Source organism: Alteromonas lipotrueiana (assembly GCF_019249245.1).
GTDB lineage: Bacteria > Pseudomonadota > Gammaproteobacteria > Enterobacterales > Alteromonadaceae > Alteromonas > Alteromonas lipotrueiana.
This window is the reverse complement of record NZ_JAESDK010000001.1, coordinates 320,408-336,302: the sequence shown is the minus strand read 5'-3', so window position 1 is coordinate 336,302 and position 15,895 is coordinate 320,408. Positions and strand designations below refer to the sequence as shown.

The following is a 15,895-nucleotide window of genomic DNA, read 5'->3' as shown; positions in this document are numbered from 1 at the left end:
AAGGTAACCGTTAAAGCAATAAACTGTGATCAATGGGCGTAAAGCGACTGGCGGCACGCTGTAAACTGGCAGCGGTTAATGACGGCGCGCCATACACTTCTACGGGAATATTGTATTTATGTTTTATACGCTCGACCAAAATATCAAAATCGCCATCGCCTGATACCAGAATCATCGCATCGCTTTGCGCTGCGTATTCCATCATATCAACTGCTATACCTACATCCCAGTCGCCTTTTGCCGAACCATCGGCGCGCTGAATATAAGGTTTCAGTTTTACTTCAAAACCAATAGCCCGCAGTATATTTTGAAATTGTTTTTGTTTTTCATCGTTTTTATCCACCGCATAGGCAAACGCCTGCGTAATCTGGTATTGCTGCGATACGTGCGCCCAAAAGCGGTTGTAGTCAAAGTTTTTGCCAAAACTACTGCGGGTGGTGTAATACACATTTTGCACATCTACAAACACACTGACATTCGGCATACTGATTCCCTGGTTGTAATTTTATTATGCTAAGCGCCGGCGAAAGGCTATACGTTGATGGTGCCGGTTAAGTAGGGTACGACTGCACCGCAAATATATACCTTTTCTGGCGTTACCCGGCACTCAAGCCTGCCGCCCCGGGCCGAGGCCTGATAGGCTTTTAATGTTGTTTTGTTTAAGCGCCGCGCCCAATAGGGGGCAAGCCCGGTATGAATAGAGCCGGTAACCGGGTCTTCATCTGAGCCATTGGCTGGCCAAAAATACCGCGAAACAAAGTCAACGCTATCTTCTGATACGTTAGCTTCGCTCAACGCGTTTGCCTCACCGGGCGCGGTAATCACCACATCCAATGGAGCTAACGACGCGATTATATTAGGATTTTGTGTTATTTGATGGATCTGCGATGCGTGCTCAAAAACAGCAAAATAAGCCTGATCATTTTTTAAAACTTCAACGGGTTTTTGAGACAATCCGGTTAACAACGCCTCTGGAATAACAGCAACAGGCTCAGGCATCCGGTTAGGAAACATCATTTCAAGGCGGCCATCAGAAAGTCGTTCAATTTGAAATACGCCTACCACGTCAGCAAAAAATGTAATGGTTTGGAGATCGGGCTTTGCCGTAAAAATTACGCTGGCAGAGGCTAGCGAGGCATGACCACAAAAATTAATTTCACAAACCGGCGAAAACCAGCGAATTTGGTAATCAAAAGGTGTATCAGCATTAGATGGTAGGCTTAAAAATGCGGTTTCTGATAGATTATTTTGACTCGCGATATTTTGCATCAACGTTTCGTCTAAGGGCGTATCGGTCACAACTACCGCTGCCGGATTACCTTTAAACTGAGTTCGAGTAAATGCATTAACAATATCCAGTGTTAACTTCATTATTGATAACCTGTTTAAAAAAACCGTCACTGGGTTTTACAGTAATTTTTTTAACTTGTCACCGGCTGACGGTTTTTGATTGGCTGTGCAAGAATACCTCACAAAACAACAAAAGGGTCTTGTATCAATGGCCCCAAAACCCCCGGCATTTATACAATGCCAATAGCCGGTTATGTTGTATTGGCTGTTCTGTTAAACAAAACCTAAAGCGATATACTGATTATTTTTGTTGGTCAGAGCACTTAAATGTCTGGTGGAACACATTAACCTGCGCGTTACCAGCGTTGAGTACTACCTGATACAGTCTGTCATAATCTGCTTCGGTTAGTGCAGAAACCGGCTGTGCGCTTAATAGCCCGGCCAACGTGGCGGTGGTATTGCTATGACCTACCACTAAAATGAGATCATCTGACTGCTGGAGCAAAGATTGCGCAAACTGTTCCAGTTGACGCGGATTGTATTCTTGTATTTTTAGGTTATGAGCGTTTGCGACAGGTTCTGCGGTATGCAAAGTGCGCAGATAGTTGGTGCTATAAACCGCGTTTAACGGCACCTTTTTAAAAAAATGCGCTAAAGATTGAGCCCGGGCGTGACCACACTCAGTTAACTGCGGATCTTGTGTATGAGAATCAGAGATTATTTTTTCGGCATGGCGAACCAGATAAATGGATTTTGTATGGGTGGCTATAGTTTCAGCCCAAACTGAGGGGGCAAGCAATAACGCCGCCAGACACAGTGCCCGGCCTAAGTGTAAAGTCATTGAAAATACCGCAGATAATAAGCTTATAACAATGAATATAACCAAAAACTAAGATAATAAGGCAACTTAATTGTGACAAATACAAAAAAAGGAGCCGGTAAGGCTCCTTTTTAATAGTGTCTAGCTGGAATAACTACACGCGTTCAAAGATTGTCGCAATACCCTGACCCAGACCAATACACATGGTGGCAAGGCCTACAGATTTATCATTAGCTTCCATCAAATTAAGCAAAGTGGTACTGATACGCGCGCCTGAACATCCTAATGGATGGCCTAATGCAATCGCGCCGCCGTTCAGGTTCACTTTTTCGTCATAGTTGTCAAGCCAACCAAGCTGCTTGATACATGACAGCGCCTGAGCAGCAAACGCTTCGTTAAACTCGGCCAGTTGAATATCATCCATGGTCATGCCCGCGCGTTTTAGCGCTTTTTGCGTGGCCGGTACCGGGCCAAAGCCCATAATAGCCGCATCACAACCCGACACGGCCATGGCCCGAATTTTAGCACGAGGCTTCAGGCCAAGCGCTTTAGCACGATCGGCCGACATCAGTAACATGGCTGAAGCACCATCTGAAATGGCCGAAGAAGTACCCGCCGTAACACTACCATTGACCGGGTCGAATACCGGGCGCAAATTACCTAGTGTTTCAACGGTGGTTTCAGGACGAATTACTTCATCATAATCAATAACCTTCAGAACACCATCTGCATCGTGCGCTTCGATAGGCGCGATTTCATTGGCCCAGCGGCCTTCTTCGTGCGCCTTCGCGGCACGTTGATGTGAACGGGCCCCGAAGGCGTCTTGCATTTCACGGGTAATACCATTTTGGCGGCCTAATAATTCGGCCGTCATACCCATATTTCCCGATGCTTTAGCGGTGTACTTAGCCAGGCCTGGATGAAAGTCCAGATTGTAATTCATAGGAACATGGCCCATGTGTTCAACCCCGCCTATCATAAAGACATCACCATTACCGGTCATAATGCTTTTTGCTGCATCATGCAGTGCCTGCATTGATGAACCACACAAACGGTTAACGGTGACCGCGCCGGTGCTACGAGGGATGTCAGTCAGTAACTGAGCATTACGGGCAATATTAAAGCCTTGTTCTTTGGTTTGTTGTACACAACCCCAAATAATATCCTCGATTTCAGCAGGATTTACCCCGCTATTGCGCTCAAGCAGCTTACTCATTAAGTGAGCAGACAATGTTTCTGCCCGCACATTTCTAAACACACCGCCTTTAGAGCGCCCCATGGGGGTACGAATACAATCAATAACTACTACATCTTTCATGTCTTTTCTCCTAAGGGGTTATGCGAAGTACGACTTGTTATTTGCCGCCATCTCGCGGGTGCCTTCGGTCACTTCATACAGTGGTCCCAAATGGGCATACTTGTCGGCCAACTCAACAAACTTGTCGACCCCCATAGTTTCAATCCAGCGGAATACACCTCCTCTAAACGGAGGAAAGCCAATGCCATACAACAACGCCATATCGGCTTCAGCAGCACTTGCTACAATGCCTTCTTCTAAACAGCGAATGGTTTCGTTGGCCATAGGAATCATTAATCGCGCGATAACTTCGTCTTTATCAAACTCCTGCGTATCGGCCGCCTGAGCATTAATCAGCTCGTAAGCGCGCTCAGCCGCATTTTTAGTCGGACGACCCCGTTTGTCGGTGCCGTACTCATAAAAACCTTTGCCGTTTTTCTGGCCGTAGCGCTCTTCGTTGTACATCAGCGTTACCGGATCGTTGTCCAGCTTGCTCATGCGCTCAGGAAAGCCTTCAGCCATTACGCCAGACGCATGATTGGCAGTATCCATACCCACTACATCAAGCAAATATGCCGGACCCATTGGCCAGCCAAAGACTTTTTCCATTACTTTGTCGACCTGGGCAAAGTCTGCGCCATCAAGTACCAGCTGGCTAAAGCCGGCGAAGTACGGAAACAGCACCCGATTAACTAAAAAGCCGGGGCAGTCGTTTACTACAATCGGTGTTTTACCCATTTTCATAGTGGCGGCGACGACAGCGTTAATGGTGTCATCAGAGGTTTTTTCACCACGGATAATCTCGACCAGGGGCATACGATGCACGGGGTTGAAGAAGTGCATACCACAAAAACGTTCTGGCTTATTCAGGCTTTCAGCAAGCTTGTTGATAGAAATGGTCGACGTGTTTGAGCAAATAATGGCATCATCGGCAACCACTTGTTCGGTTTCTTTTAAAACCGATGCTTTCACTTTTGGATTTTCTACTACCGCTTCAATAACTAAGTCAGCGTCTTTAAGTGTGTCGTAGTCCAGTGTCGGGGTAATAGCATTAAGGGTTGTTGCCATTTTAGATGCATCAACCTTGCCTTTTTGCATGCCTTTGCCCAAAATTTTGGCCGCTTCTTTGAGGCCAAGATCAAGTGCATCACGGTTGATGTCTTTCATGATAACGGGCGTGCCTTTAACTGCACTTTGATAGGCAATGCCGCCGCCCATAATACCCGCGCCTAAAACGGCGGTTAAATTTTGCTTTTTAGTGGCCGCTTTGGCCATCTTTTTGCCTTTGCTTTTTACCAGCTGGTCGGCCAGAAAAATACCAATTTGAGCTTGTGCTGCATTTGTTTTAGCAAGCGTAACAAAGCCTTCATTTTCCAGCTTAAGGGCACCATCGCGATCTTTTGAAGCGGCATTTTTTACCGTTTCGACCATTAAATGCGGTGCCGGATAATGCTTGCCCGCCATTGAAGCTACCATGGCAGCCGCGGTTGAAAAGCTCATCATGGCTTCGTTTTTGCCCAGTGTTAACGGGGCTTTTTTCTGCGCTCTACGTTTTTTCCAGTTCAGGGTTTCGCCGGCTGCGTCTTTTAGCATTGAAAGCGCTGCGCTTTGCAATTTGTCAGGTGCAACTACGGCATCAACAGCGCCTTCCGCCAATGCTTTAGGCGCTTTACGATCCTTACCGGTAGTCATCCATTCAAGGGCATTGTCAGCGCCGATAATTCGGGGCAAGCGCACAGTGCCGCCAAAGCCTGGCATCAGACCTAATTTTACTTCAGGCAAACCAATGGCTGCGGTAGTATCGGCAACGCGTAAGTCACAAGCCAGCGCCATTTCGCAGCCGCCGCCAAGGGCAAAACCATTTACTGCTGCTATGGTGGGAAAGGGCAGATCTTCAAAACGATCAAACACTTGTGACGTCTTTGCAACCCAGTCGTTAATCTCTTCTTTTGACAAACTGAACATATCCGTAAATTCAGTTATGTCAGCGCCTACGATAAACGTTGATTTTGCACTGCGAACTATTACACCTTTTATGTCGCTGGTCTGGCTCAGTGCAACAGTGGCTTCGTCCAGTTCCTGAACTGTTTTTTGATCAAACTTATTCACTGAACCAGCAGCATCAAATACCAGTTCAGCAAAACCATCCTCTAGCAGACTGACTGCCAGGCTTTTGTCTTCGTATATCATTTTATTTCTCCTTCGGCGACGGCCGAATTGTTAATGTGTAAGCAATCTATTCCAAAAACATGGACCTGCTGTAGTGCATTAACGCGTTAGGGTGCATTGATTTTTGACAAACCAAAAGAAAAATTCAACAAAAATTCAAACACGTGTTTCAATTTAGTTTACATATAGTGATGTTCATTTGACAATTCAACCTCGAAATTATGATTATCTGGCGTATAATTGATTTGCCTGCAGTTGCTGTAGAAACTGGTGGGTAGCGTATTTACCGCAGCAAATCTTATATTTTGTTATGCTGACTTTTTCTTCACTGTCTGCAGTATTTTCTTTGTCTATACTTATGCATAACAGACAGAGCAGGGCAGTTGACCCTGGTAGTATTGTTTTGCCTGCTAAGGGCAAAATACATTGTTGTTAGTCTTCAAAAGGGATGGCATTCATGCAGTATGGCAAATACATCTTCAAAGCAAACCTGATTTTTTCAAATCTTCTTTTGCTGAGTATCTTATTCACCGTCAATGCAACCGCACAACTTTTACCCGACAACGGGCAAGCACAATTACGCACTGAATTTGAGCGGGTGGAAAAAGCACTGCGTACGACTGCCCGTAGCAAACTAGGTGGGCTAGATGACGATATAGCAGCGTTGCAGGATTATCCACTACACCCTTATCTGGTGCGTCAACGACTGTATCGTGACTTAACTATTGCACAGCGTCCACAAATAGAAACTTTTTTGGCCACCTATGCGGGTCAGCCAGCCAGCTATGGCCTGCGCGCATCCTGGCTTCGGTATTTGGCAGAAGCAGATAATAAAACGGTTTTTCTGGCGAATTACCGGGAAGGCATGGGCGCCACAATTACCTGTCAGTATCTGCAATACAAGCTGGAAGACGCCGGTAATCCTAAATACTGGCTCAATAAAGTAAAACCTATCTGGCTAAGTGGTCAGTCGCAACCCGATGAATGCGATCCTATTTTCAAACAATGGGAAGCCGCCGGTATGCTCAGCGATTCGCTGATTATTGGCCGCATGCGTAAAGCTGCGACTTCTGGCAACCCCAGATTGGTTCCGTATTTACAAAAGAAATTGCCCAAACGCAGCCGCTATTTAGGGGATTTGTGGTTATCGGTTCGTAATGCACCCGACTATGTGCTGAACTTTCGGCGTTTTCCGCTAAATCATAAAGAGCAAGAAACGCATATTCTGGTATACGGTATTAAAAAGCTGGCCTGGCAAGCACCTGGCAAGGCGGTAAAAGCTTACCACTACTGGAAACGAAAGCGTTTGTTCAACCAACAGGAGTTGCATGACATTCACCGTGCTATTGCACTTAGTAAAGCCATAGAAGATGAACCTGATGCGCTGGCCTGGCTTGAAAAAGCGGATGTAAAAGGGGCTGATCAAGATGTGAAGCGCTGGCATATGGCGTATTTGCTTCGGTATCAGCGGTGGGGGAAGGTGTTAGCATTGATTGAACAAGCACCTCAGCAGGTGCAGCAGTCAAACAACTTTGCTTACTGGCGGGCCCGTAGTCTGGCTGCTTTAGGCAAACCGGAACAAGCCGAAAAACTATTCGCTGAATTAGCCGGCGAACGTCATTTTTATGGTTTTATGGCCAGCGCCCGAGCCGGTGTTAGCCCAGAGCTTTTGCATGCTCCGGTTAGTCGTACTTCTGATCAGGTAAGCGAAGTTGAAAAATACCCGGCCGCACAAAGAGCCTATGAATTTTTACAGCTTGGACGTCAGTTTCAGGCCCGGCGTGAATGGCATTATTTGCTAACACATGTAGACAGCGCGCAGTTAAAAGATGCGGCATTGATTGCAAACAAATGGGGCTGGTACGATCAATCAATCATTAGCTTTACCCGCAGCGGCTATTTAAATGATGTTGAAAAACGGTTTCCTTTAGCCTATGCCTCACAGTTTTCGGCGGTCGGCAAAACCTACGATATTCAACCGGCTTTTGCTATGGCTATTGCCCGGCGAGAAAGCTCATTTATGCCTGACGCCGTATCGCCTGCCGGCGCCACTGGATTAATGCAGCTTATGCCCGGTACCGCCCGGTATCTGGCGAAAAAGAATCTTAAACGCTCAACCTTGTTTGAGCCCGAACAAAATTTACAGTTTGGGGTGCAGTATTTGCGATATCTGGGTGATAAGTTAGCAGACAACCCGGTGCTGGTATCCGCTTCTTATAATGCGGGCTGGCGTAAAGTTTTGAACTGGTTACCGGCCAGTAATAACATTGCTACAGACATTTGGATCGAGAATATCCCTTACAAAGAAACCCGTAATTATGTTAAAGCGGTTATGGCTTATCGATATATCTACGAACACCAACTAGGGACGCCTTCTTCGTTGTTCGAACAATTGACCAACAGTCACATTCCGGCGGCAACTCAAATTGATCACTCTGGCCAACAGCTACAGCTGGCTCCGCGCTAAGCACCGTCTTTGTCTGGCAGTACCGGGCTGGATTTATACCTGGTACTGCAATCGTGTTAAACTTAAACACCTTTGCCTGACCTATATACTATGGGTTGGCTCACGTTAAGGCACTCGGCAGAATAACAACCGCGGCCCTCAGGCCGCCTTGATAAAATAAAGAGGAACTATGACAACGCATCACGACGCCTATAAAGAGCATATTGACACGTTGCAGGCTCGCACCCGCGAAGCGCTTGAGCGCGAAGGGCTGGATGGGCTGGTGATTCATTCAGGCCAGGGTAAGCGGTTATTTTTAGATGACAATCATTATCCGTTTAAAGTAAACCCGCAGTTTAAAGCCTGGCTTCCGGTAGTCGACAATCCAAATTGCTGGCTGGTGGTCAATGGCGTTGATAAACCTAAGCTTATTTTTTACCGGCCGGTAGACTTTTGGCATAAAGTTCCCCCTGAACCCACCGACTTTTGGACCCGCCATTTTGATATTGTGATGCTAAAACAGGCCGATGCGGTTGAAAAGCACCTACCTTATGATAAGCCTCGCTTTGCCTACATCGGAGAGTACATCGAGGTGGCCAAGGCCTTAGGCTTTGAAAATGTAAACCCGGACAGGGTGCTGCATTATCTGCATTACCAGCGGGCCTATAAAACAGAATACGAACTACAATGTTTACGCCAGGCTAACACACTGGCTGTTGCCGGACATCGGGCTGCTGCACAGGCATTTCATGCAGGTAAAAGCGAATTCGATATTAATCTGGCTTATGCCGCAGCAAGCCGTAATGGCGATAACGATGTGCCTTACAACAGTATTGTAGCGTTAAACGAACATGCCGCGATATTGCACTATATGCAATGTGATACCACAGCGCCGTCTTATAATCGTTCTTTTCTCATCGACGCCGGGGCCAGCTACCATGGCTATGCCGCCGATATTACCCGTACCTATAGTCGAGAAGATGACCGTTTTGCCGAACTGATTCAGCGTGTTGATAAAGTTACCCGCACATTGGTAGATACATTAAAACCTAATGTGGCGTATACCGATATCCATGTGCTGGCGCACGATGGTATAGCGCAGATTCTTCATGATGTAGGTTTGGTAAATTTACCTGCCCAGGATATTGTAGAAAAAGGGATCACCCGAACGTTCTTTCCTCACGGTATAGGCCATTTCTTAGGCTTGCAGGTGCACGATGTGGGTGGCATGGTCAATGATGATCGCGGCACACCAAAACCCGCCCCTGAAAATCATCCTTTTCTTCGGTGTACCCGAATGGTTGAGACCGGACAGGTATTTACCATCGAGCCAGGTTTGTACTTTATTGACTCGTTGTTAGCCGACTTGAAGGCCACGGATGCGTCGAAATATATCAACTGGGACACCATCGATCTTTATCGTCCTTATGGCGGTATCCGAATTGAAGACAACATTATTGTACACCGGGACCGCAACGAAAATATGACACGGGATCTCGGTTTAGATTAACCTTTAGAAAAACAGAGAGCGCCGATGTCTGAGCCTAATATCTTTTATGTACTGGCGATTGCTCTGATAGCCGGTATGGCGATGCCCACCGGCGCTATTCTGGCTAAAGTTGATAAATTACAGCCGCAATGGCTGGAGCAAGAGGTACGTCACGGTGTATTGGCGCTGGGGGCCGGGGCGCTTATATCTGCAGTAGCTTTGGTTCTGGTACCTGAAGGTATTTCGTATCATGGGGTACCCAGTGCCACCGCATGCTTTTTGGGTGGGGCACTAAGCTTTATGGCCTTAGACCGATATCTTGCCGCCCATGAAAGCTCTGCCAGTCAGCTTGCTGCAATGCTAGCCGACTTTATCCCCGAGTCCATTGCCTTGGGTACGGCGGCGGCGATGGGAGGCAGCACCTTGTTAATCGGCGTGCTGATTATGGTGCAAAACTTACCTGAAGGGTTTAATGCTTATCGCGAAATGCAATCGGCAGAAGGTGAGCGCAGACCTGACAAACTGGTATTGAAATTCGCCACTATGGCGTTATTAGGGCCGCTGATGGCGATAATTGGCTTTTATGTACTATCTGCTTATCCTGGCGTAGTGGGTGGCATTATGCTATTTGCTGCAGGCGGCGTTTTGTACTCGGTTTTTCAGGATATAGCCCCACAAATTAAAATGGAAAATAGCTGGTTACCGCCTTTGGGGGCGGTGCTGGGGTTCTTAATCGGGATGATAGGGTACATGCTGGAACACAGCTAATCCCTAAGCTGTGTTCAGATACTATAGTGTCGCTTATTTTGTACGTTCTACTGACATATGGGCCAAAGAAATAAGCGCCTGTTTGTAGGGCGAGTCAGGTACTACTGAAAGGCTCTGTATAGCCAGCTCAACTTCTTTATCGGCACACTGTCGGGTATATTCTAATGCGCCCGTTTCATGCATAACAGACTGAATCTGAGACAGGTGTTCCATACCGTTTGCTTCTTCAATAGCCGCTTTAATCAGCTCGCTCTGCGCCGCATTTTTGGCGTTCCACATTGCATATAATAGCGGCAGGGTAGGTTTACCCTCGGCTAAATCATCGCCAACATTTTTACCCATTTCGGTGGCATCAGCAGCATAATCGAGTATGTCATCAGCTAACTGAAAGGCAGTGCCTAAATGCTTACCATAGTTTTGCATCGCTGTTTCTATATGCGCGGGTTGATCTGTAAGCACCGCAGCTAACTGGGTGGCAGCTTCAAACAAACGGGCGGTTTTGCCGTAAATCACGTCAAAGTAACGCTGCTCGGTAGTTTGCGGGTCGTTACAGTTCATTAACTGCAATACTTCGCCTTCGGCTATCTGATTGGTGGCTTCAGACAAAATTGACATCACGCGCATACGCTGCAAACTGACCATCATTTGAAACGAGCGGGTATAAAGAAAGTCGCCCACTAAAACGCTCGCCTGATTCCCAAAAATGGCATTGGCGGTTTCACGACCGCGGCGCAACGTTGATTCGTCCACAACATCATCATGCAGCAAAGTTGCGGTATGAATAAACTCGATAATAGCGGCCAGCGTGTGATGATCATCGTTTTCAATATTCATCGACCGGGAGGCTAATACAGTAAGCAACGGGCGTAACCGTTTACCGCCACTATTTACAATGTAAAATCCGAGCTGATTAATAAGCGAAACATCTGAGTCGACTTGTTGTTGTATCAGTTGGTTAACCGCTTTCATGTCGTTAGCGGTAAGCTCCCGAATTTGCTCTAAGTCCATATGCATAGGCAAAAATAAATACAGGTACAGTGGGTTTGCAGCCGATTGTACCTGATTGGCATCGCTACGCCACCTGATTGTCTCAAAAAGCTGTCTCCTGAGCGTTTTCTGGATTAATAAATAATGGAACCCAGGGTTCTGTGGCTTTTTTAGCAAAAAAACTGACTAGCGGATGTTTTTATAGGTCTTATCAACTGGGATAAAGCTGATCAAAAGTGATCGTGATAGATCGCAAATTCGCTGAAGCTAAAAAAGTCGTCTTCAAAGGTAAGATATTTATGCAAATTTAGCAGGGGCTGTGGTAAATTTAGCCACCTAATGTTGCGAATATGTACAGCGATCGTGGTCCGTGCGAAAAACAATCAAATTTTGTGTTTTGCGGGGTTGTGGATTGCGGATGTTTCACGTACAATTCGCGCCCTGTTTTTTGAATTGAAGCGTCAAGTGACGCAGAGCGGAGTAGAATATGTACGCGGTTTTCCAAAGTGGCGGTAAACAGCACCGTGTGGCTGAAGGCCAGACCGTTCGTCTAGAGAAGATCGAAGTCGCGCAAGGCGAGACTGTTGAATTCGATAACGTATTAATGGTTAGCAATGGTGACGACGTTAAGATTGGCACCCCTTTAGTTGCTGGTGGTAAGATTACTGCTGAAGTTGTAACGCACGGTCGTGGCGAAAAGATTAAAATCGTCAAGTTCCGTCGTCGTAAGCATTCTCGCACACAAGCGGGTCACCGTCAGTGGTTCACAGAAGTGAAAATCACTGGTATTAACGCATAATAGGAGCACGAACACATGGCACATAAAAAAGCTGGTGGTAGTACCAAAAACGGTCGTGATTCAATAAGCAAACGCTTAGGTGTTAAGCGCTTTGGCGGTGAATCAGTTCTTGCAGGTAACATCATTGTTCGTCAACGTGGTACACGTTTCCACGCTGGCGACAACATGGGTATCGGCAAAGACCATACGTTGTTTGCATTAAAAGACGGTAAAGTTCAGTTTGACGTAAAAGGTCCGAACAACCGTAAATTTGTAAGCATCGTATCTGAATAAGTGCGAACGCATTTGCCTAACGGCTTAAAAAACCCCGCGCAAGCGGGGTTTTTTGTTTTTAAGATAATAATCAGTACAAACAAAACTATTGTTCAACTGGTATAAAATTTTACAGAATCCTCAAAGCACTGCTTTACTAAAAAGAGAGTTATTTGCTTTTTGTACTCTTGTTCAGTGATGAAGACCGCGTAATAGTGTAAACTGCAGGTTATATACAGCCGGCAAACGCTGTCGTCCTGCCTGCTCTGTTCTAACTGGTTAAATCCGGAGTTATAAATGAAATTTGTTGATGAAGCTGAAGTTCGTGTTGAAGCCGGCGATGGCGGCAACGGTACAATAGGCTTTCGACGTGAAAAATACGTTCCTAAAGGTGGCCCGGACGGTGGGGATGGGGGCGATGGCGGCAGTGTTTATCTGGAAGCTGATGAAAACCTGAATACGTTGATAGACTATCGTTTCGAACGCTTTCATCGGGCTCAGCGGGGTCAAAACGGCCAGGGCAGTGATTGTACAGGTCGTGGCGGTGAAGACTTATTTATGAAAGTACCTGTAGGGACCCGCGCTACTGATGTTGAAACCGCTGAAGTCCTGGGCGATCTTACTCACCATGGCCAAAAATTAAAAGTGGCTCAGGGCGGGTTTCATGGCCTGGGAAATGCCCGTTTCAAAAGCAGTACTAACCGCGCACCCAGACAAAAAACCAATGGAACACCGGGCGAAATTCGTAATCTCAGACTTGAGCTTATGCTATTGGCTGATGTAGGGCTACTGGGAATGCCTAATGCGGGTAAATCGACATTTATACGCTCGGTTTCTGCGGCAAAACCTAAAGTTGCAGATTATCCATTTACCACATTGGTGCCTAATCTGGGTGTGGTACGCCAGGACGCACAGCGCAGTTTTGTTATTGCCGATATTCCGGGTCTGATTGAAGGTGCTGCAGAAGGTGCAGGTTTAGGTATTCGGTTTTTAAAGCATTTAGAGCGTTGCCGTATATTGATGCATATTGTTGATTTGCTACCCGCAGACCTAAGCGATCCGGCTCAAAATGCCAAAGCAATCATAGATGAGCTACAAAAATACAGTCCTAAACTGGCTGAAAAACCACGTTGGTTAATATTCAACAAAGCCGATTTACTGCTTGAAGATGAAGTAGACGAAGTGGTTGAAAAGGTAACAAAAGCTCTGGACTGGGATGGTCCTGTTTATAAGATTTCGGCGTTTCAAAAATTACACACCGATGCACTGTGTCGTGATGTGATGGACTTTATCGAAACACTGCCGGCGCCTGAAGAACAAGAAATTGATGAAGAAGAAGTCACTTTTAAATGGGACACTTACCATCAAAATGCGTTACAAGAGGCGGATGATGATCTTGATGACGACGACTGGGACGAAGACGATTACGATGTTGATGTTGAATATCGTAAGTAAGGAATAGTATGAAAATTGCCATGATAGCGGCTATGGCTCACAACCGCGTTATTGGGTGTGACAACAAAATGCCATGGCATCTGCCTGCTGATCTTCGTTTTTTCAAAAAGGTTACCACCGGTAAACCGGTGGTAATGGGTCGCAATACCTTTGAGTCAATAGGGCGGCCCTTGCCAAATCGCACGAATATTGTGGTCACCAGTAACGCTGATTATAGCCCCGACGGAGTGATTGTCGTAACTAACCTTGACGCTGCATTACAGGTCGCCAGCGAGCATATGGGCGAATCTGATGAAGTAATGGTTATTGGTGGGGGGAAAGTGTATGAAGCGTTGCTATCAAAAACGGATGTGCTTTATTTAACGCATATCGATTTGAATGTTGACGGCGATACGTATTTTCCCGACTATAATAGTCAGGGTAACTGGCACCAGTTTGACAAACAGGTATTCAAGGCCGATGAAAAAAACCCGTATGACTATACCTTTGTGACATTAAAGCGTTCAGCCTGAACAATACCGTGGCAAGCTAGTAGGTCTAGGCAATAGCACTGTAGTTCAATATCGCTATAACGTGGATTGCGCTAAATTTGGCTGTATTAAGACCAAAAATTTTTGATATTAATAAAGCCAGCACAAATCATCACAATTATTACCCCATTAGCCAGACATAAGCATGTTTGTCAGTACGTCTAAAAGATTGCTGATAATAAATTACTGATAAAAGCCAACCATATAGCCTGGACCCCATTCCACTTTTAGCTACATACTATCTGCGTTTCTGAAATACCATCGGCGGTCGGTTTGACTGAGTCATCAAATGGCTCGTGTTTACCCACAAATACTTCCATTATTTTTTATTACACCAGGTCTTTAAAACATTGGATTTGCCGGTTGTAGTGGTCGTACAGACTTTGCAAATCAGACTTACCACGCAGTCACTACGCTCATATTTAGTATTTGTTAATGTTGTTATAGAAGCCCTTTTTATATCAATGTAGTTCAGGTTAGAACAATGCAAACAAAAAAGCCGCCTGGTTAAGGCGGCTTAATGCTAAAAGGCAGGTTATTCGCCCATATGGCTAAACAGGTTATCTAATGACAAACCTTGATGGCTTAGCATCTCACGCAGTCTGCGTAACGCCTCTACCTGAATTTGACGTACCCGCTCGCGGGTTAGCCCTATTTCAGCGCCAACATCTTCTAACGTACTGGGTTCATAGCCCAGCAAACCAAAGCGGCGGGCCAATACTTCGCGTTGTTTCGGGTTAAGCTCTTCAAGCCATTTAACAATATTGTGCTTAATATCAGTGTCTTGAAGATTACCTTCAGGCCCATGTTCTGACTGATCAGCAAGAATATCTAGTAACGCTTTATCGTTTTCACCTCCAATAGGGGTGTCGACCGATGTAATGCGCTCGTTCAAGCGAAGCATGCGTGTAACGTCCTCAACCGGCTTGTCTAGCGCGTGAGCAATTTCTTCAGCGGTAGGCTCATGGTCAAGTTTTTGGGATAACTCGCGGGCAGCGCGAAGATAAACATTTAGTTCTTTAACTACATGAATAGGTAACCGAATAGTTCGGGTTTGATTCATGATGGCCCGTTCAATTGTTTGTCGAATCCACCACGTCGCATAAGTAGAAAATCTGAAACCCCGTTCAGGGTCGAATTTTTCTACGGCTCGAATTAAACCCAGGTTGCCTTCTTCTATTAAATCAAGCAAAGCCAAACCACGGTTATTGTAGCGACGAGCAATTTTTACAACAAGTCGAAGGTTACTGACTATCATTCGTTTGCGGGAAGCTTCGCAACCTTTTAAGGCGCGACGTGCAAAGTGCACTTCTTCTTCTGCGGTAAGCAGTGGCGAGAATCCAATTTCGCCTAAATAAAGTTGAGTGGCATCAAGGTTCTTATAGGTTTCACTGGGTGCAGCGAAAACATCATTTTCGTTGTCCAACTCCTCGTTTAAGGTTGCTGCTGCTTTCATATCGATATCGTCGATATGGTCCTTTTCATCGCGAGACGTTGACTGGGCTACAGCCATTTTTGTTTGTCCCATAACGGCATCTCCTGCGTTATATGTTTACCTTAAGACGTTCTCCTTGGAATATTATTATTATTTAT

The 15,895-nt window shown here is 46.0% G+C and carries 14 protein-coding genes; 7 read left to right on the top strand and 7 right to left on the bottom strand.

From position 1 onward, the window contains the following. Window positions 1-10: 10 nt before the first annotated feature. From JK130_RS01475 to fadB, 5 genes are all read right to left on the bottom strand, one after another. Complete coding sequence (locus JK130_RS01475) at window positions 11-484, bottom strand: LabA-like NYN domain-containing protein (protein WP_218352423.1); 474 nt, start codon at window positions 482-484, stop codon at window positions 11-13. Window positions 485-531: 47 nt separating this feature from the next. Next, entirely contained in the window at window positions 532-1,371 is an 840-nt protein-coding gene (locus JK130_RS01470) for a PhzF family phenazine biosynthesis protein (RefSeq protein WP_218352422.1), read from the bottom strand. A gap of 220 nt (window positions 1,372-1,591) precedes the next feature. Continuing rightward, window positions 1,592-2,131 (bottom strand): histidine phosphatase family protein, encoded by a 540-nt coding sequence (locus tag JK130_RS01465; RefSeq protein ID WP_218352421.1) that lies wholly within the window; start codon window positions 2,129-2,131, stop codon window positions 1,592-1,594. Between the two features lie 133 nt (window positions 2,132-2,264). Continuing rightward, the gene (gene fadA, locus JK130_RS01460) at window positions 2,265-3,428 is read right to left on the bottom strand and encodes an acetyl-CoA C-acyltransferase FadA (protein WP_218352420.1); all 1,164 of its coding nucleotides are present in this window, start codon (window positions 3,426-3,428) and stop codon (window positions 2,265-2,267) included. 18 nt (window positions 3,429-3,446) lie between these two features. Then, on the bottom strand, window positions 3,447-5,597 hold the full coding sequence (gene fadB / locus JK130_RS01455) for a fatty acid oxidation complex subunit alpha FadB (protein ID WP_218352419.1): 2,151 nt from the start codon (window positions 5,595-5,597) through the stop codon (window positions 3,447-3,449). Window positions 5,598-6,033: 436 nt separating this feature from the next. Here fadB and JK130_RS01450 point away from each other — a divergent pair, with 436 nt between their 5' ends. The 3 genes from JK130_RS01450 to JK130_RS01440 all read left to right on the top strand — a co-directional run bounded on the left by JK130_RS01450 (window position 6,034) and on the right by JK130_RS01440 (window position 10,279). Beyond that, complete coding sequence (locus tag JK130_RS01450) at window positions 6,034-8,043, top strand: transglycosylase SLT domain-containing protein (RefSeq protein ID WP_246587653.1); 2,010 nt, start codon at window positions 6,034-6,036, stop codon at window positions 8,041-8,043. Between the two features lie 169 nt (window positions 8,044-8,212). Beyond that, window positions 8,213-9,532, top strand: coding sequence for a Xaa-Pro dipeptidase (pepQ, locus tag JK130_RS01445; RefSeq protein ID WP_218352417.1), 1,320 nt, complete (start codon window positions 8,213-8,215; stop codon window positions 9,530-9,532). Between the two features lie 24 nt (window positions 9,533-9,556). Next, window positions 9,557-10,279 (top strand): ZIP family metal transporter, encoded by a 723-nt coding sequence (locus tag JK130_RS01440; RefSeq protein ID WP_218352416.1) that lies wholly within the window; start codon window positions 9,557-9,559, stop codon window positions 10,277-10,279. Between the two features lie 33 nt (window positions 10,280-10,312). Here JK130_RS01440 and ispB read toward each other — a convergent pair whose 3' ends face one another. Beyond that, a complete protein-coding gene (gene ispB, locus JK130_RS01435; RefSeq protein WP_218352491.1) occupies window positions 10,313-11,287 on the bottom strand; it encodes an octaprenyl diphosphate synthase in 975 nt (324 codons plus the stop codon). A 466-nt stretch (window positions 11,288-11,753) separates the two neighbouring features. Here ispB and rplU point away from each other — a divergent pair, with 466 nt between their 5' ends. From rplU to folA, 4 genes are all read left to right on the top strand, one after another. After that, complete coding sequence (rplU, locus tag JK130_RS01430) at window positions 11,754-12,065, top strand: 50S ribosomal protein L21 (protein ID WP_218352415.1); 312 nt, start codon at window positions 11,754-11,756, stop codon at window positions 12,063-12,065. A gap of 15 nt (window positions 12,066-12,080) precedes the next feature. Next, window positions 12,081-12,338, top strand: coding sequence for a 50S ribosomal protein L27 (rpmA, locus tag JK130_RS01425; protein ID WP_218352414.1), 258 nt, complete (start codon window positions 12,081-12,083; stop codon window positions 12,336-12,338). Between the two features lie 276 nt (window positions 12,339-12,614). Continuing rightward, window positions 12,615-13,772: an Obg family GTPase CgtA gene (gene cgtA / locus JK130_RS01420; protein ID WP_218352413.1), complete on the top strand. Its 1,158-nt coding sequence runs from the start codon at window positions 12,615-12,617 to the stop codon at window positions 13,770-13,772. Window positions 13,773-13,780: 8 nt separating this feature from the next. Further along, complete coding sequence (folA, locus tag JK130_RS01415; protein ID WP_218352412.1) at window positions 13,781-14,284, top strand: type 3 dihydrofolate reductase; 504 nt, start codon at window positions 13,781-13,783, stop codon at window positions 14,282-14,284. 553 nt (window positions 14,285-14,837) lie between these two features. Here the strand turns inward: folA and rpoS are convergent. Continuing rightward, entirely contained in the window at window positions 14,838-15,830 is a 993-nt protein-coding gene (gene rpoS / locus JK130_RS01410; protein WP_218352411.1) for an RNA polymerase sigma factor RpoS, read from the bottom strand. Between the last annotated feature and the right edge of the window lie 65 nt (window positions 15,831-15,895).

Coding starts and splice junctions, on each gene's coding strand:
- JK130_RS01475 (WP_218352423.1), bottom strand. CDS start 484: ATGCCGAATGTCAGTGTGTTTGTAGATGTGCAAAATGTGTATTACACC.
- JK130_RS01470 (WP_218352422.1), bottom strand. CDS start 1,371: ATGAAGTTAACACTGGATATTGTTAATGCATTTACTCGAACTCAGTTT.
- JK130_RS01465 (WP_218352421.1), bottom strand. CDS start 2,131: ATGACTTTACACTTAGGCCGGGCACTGTGTCTGGCGGCGTTATTGCTT.
- fadA (WP_218352420.1), bottom strand. CDS start 3,428: ATGAAAGATGTAGTAGTTATTGATTGTATTCGTACCCCCATGGGGCGC.
- fadB (WP_218352419.1), bottom strand. CDS start 5,597: ATGATATACGAAGACAAAAGCCTGGCAGTCAGTCTGCTAGAGGATGGT.
- JK130_RS01450 (WP_246587653.1), top strand. CDS start 6,034: ATGCAGTATGGCAAATACATCTTCAAAGCAAACCTGATTTTTTCAAAT.
- pepQ (WP_218352417.1), top strand. CDS start 8,213: ATGACAACGCATCACGACGCCTATAAAGAGCATATTGACACGTTGCAG.
- JK130_RS01440 (WP_218352416.1), top strand. CDS start 9,557: ATGTCTGAGCCTAATATCTTTTATGTACTGGCGATTGCTCTGATAGCC.
- ispB (WP_218352491.1), bottom strand. CDS start 11,287: ATGGACTTAGAGCAAATTCGGGAGCTTACCGCTAACGACATGAAAGCG.
- rplU (WP_218352415.1), top strand. CDS start 11,754: ATGTACGCGGTTTTCCAAAGTGGCGGTAAACAGCACCGTGTGGCTGAA.
- rpmA (WP_218352414.1), top strand. CDS start 12,081: ATGGCACATAAAAAAGCTGGTGGTAGTACCAAAAACGGTCGTGATTCA.
- cgtA (WP_218352413.1), top strand. CDS start 12,615: ATGAAATTTGTTGATGAAGCTGAAGTTCGTGTTGAAGCCGGCGATGGC.
- folA (WP_218352412.1), top strand. CDS start 13,781: ATGAAAATTGCCATGATAGCGGCTATGGCTCACAACCGCGTTATTGGG.
- rpoS (WP_218352411.1), bottom strand. CDS start 15,830: ATGGGACAAACAAAAATGGCTGTAGCCCAGTCAACGTCTCGCGATGAA.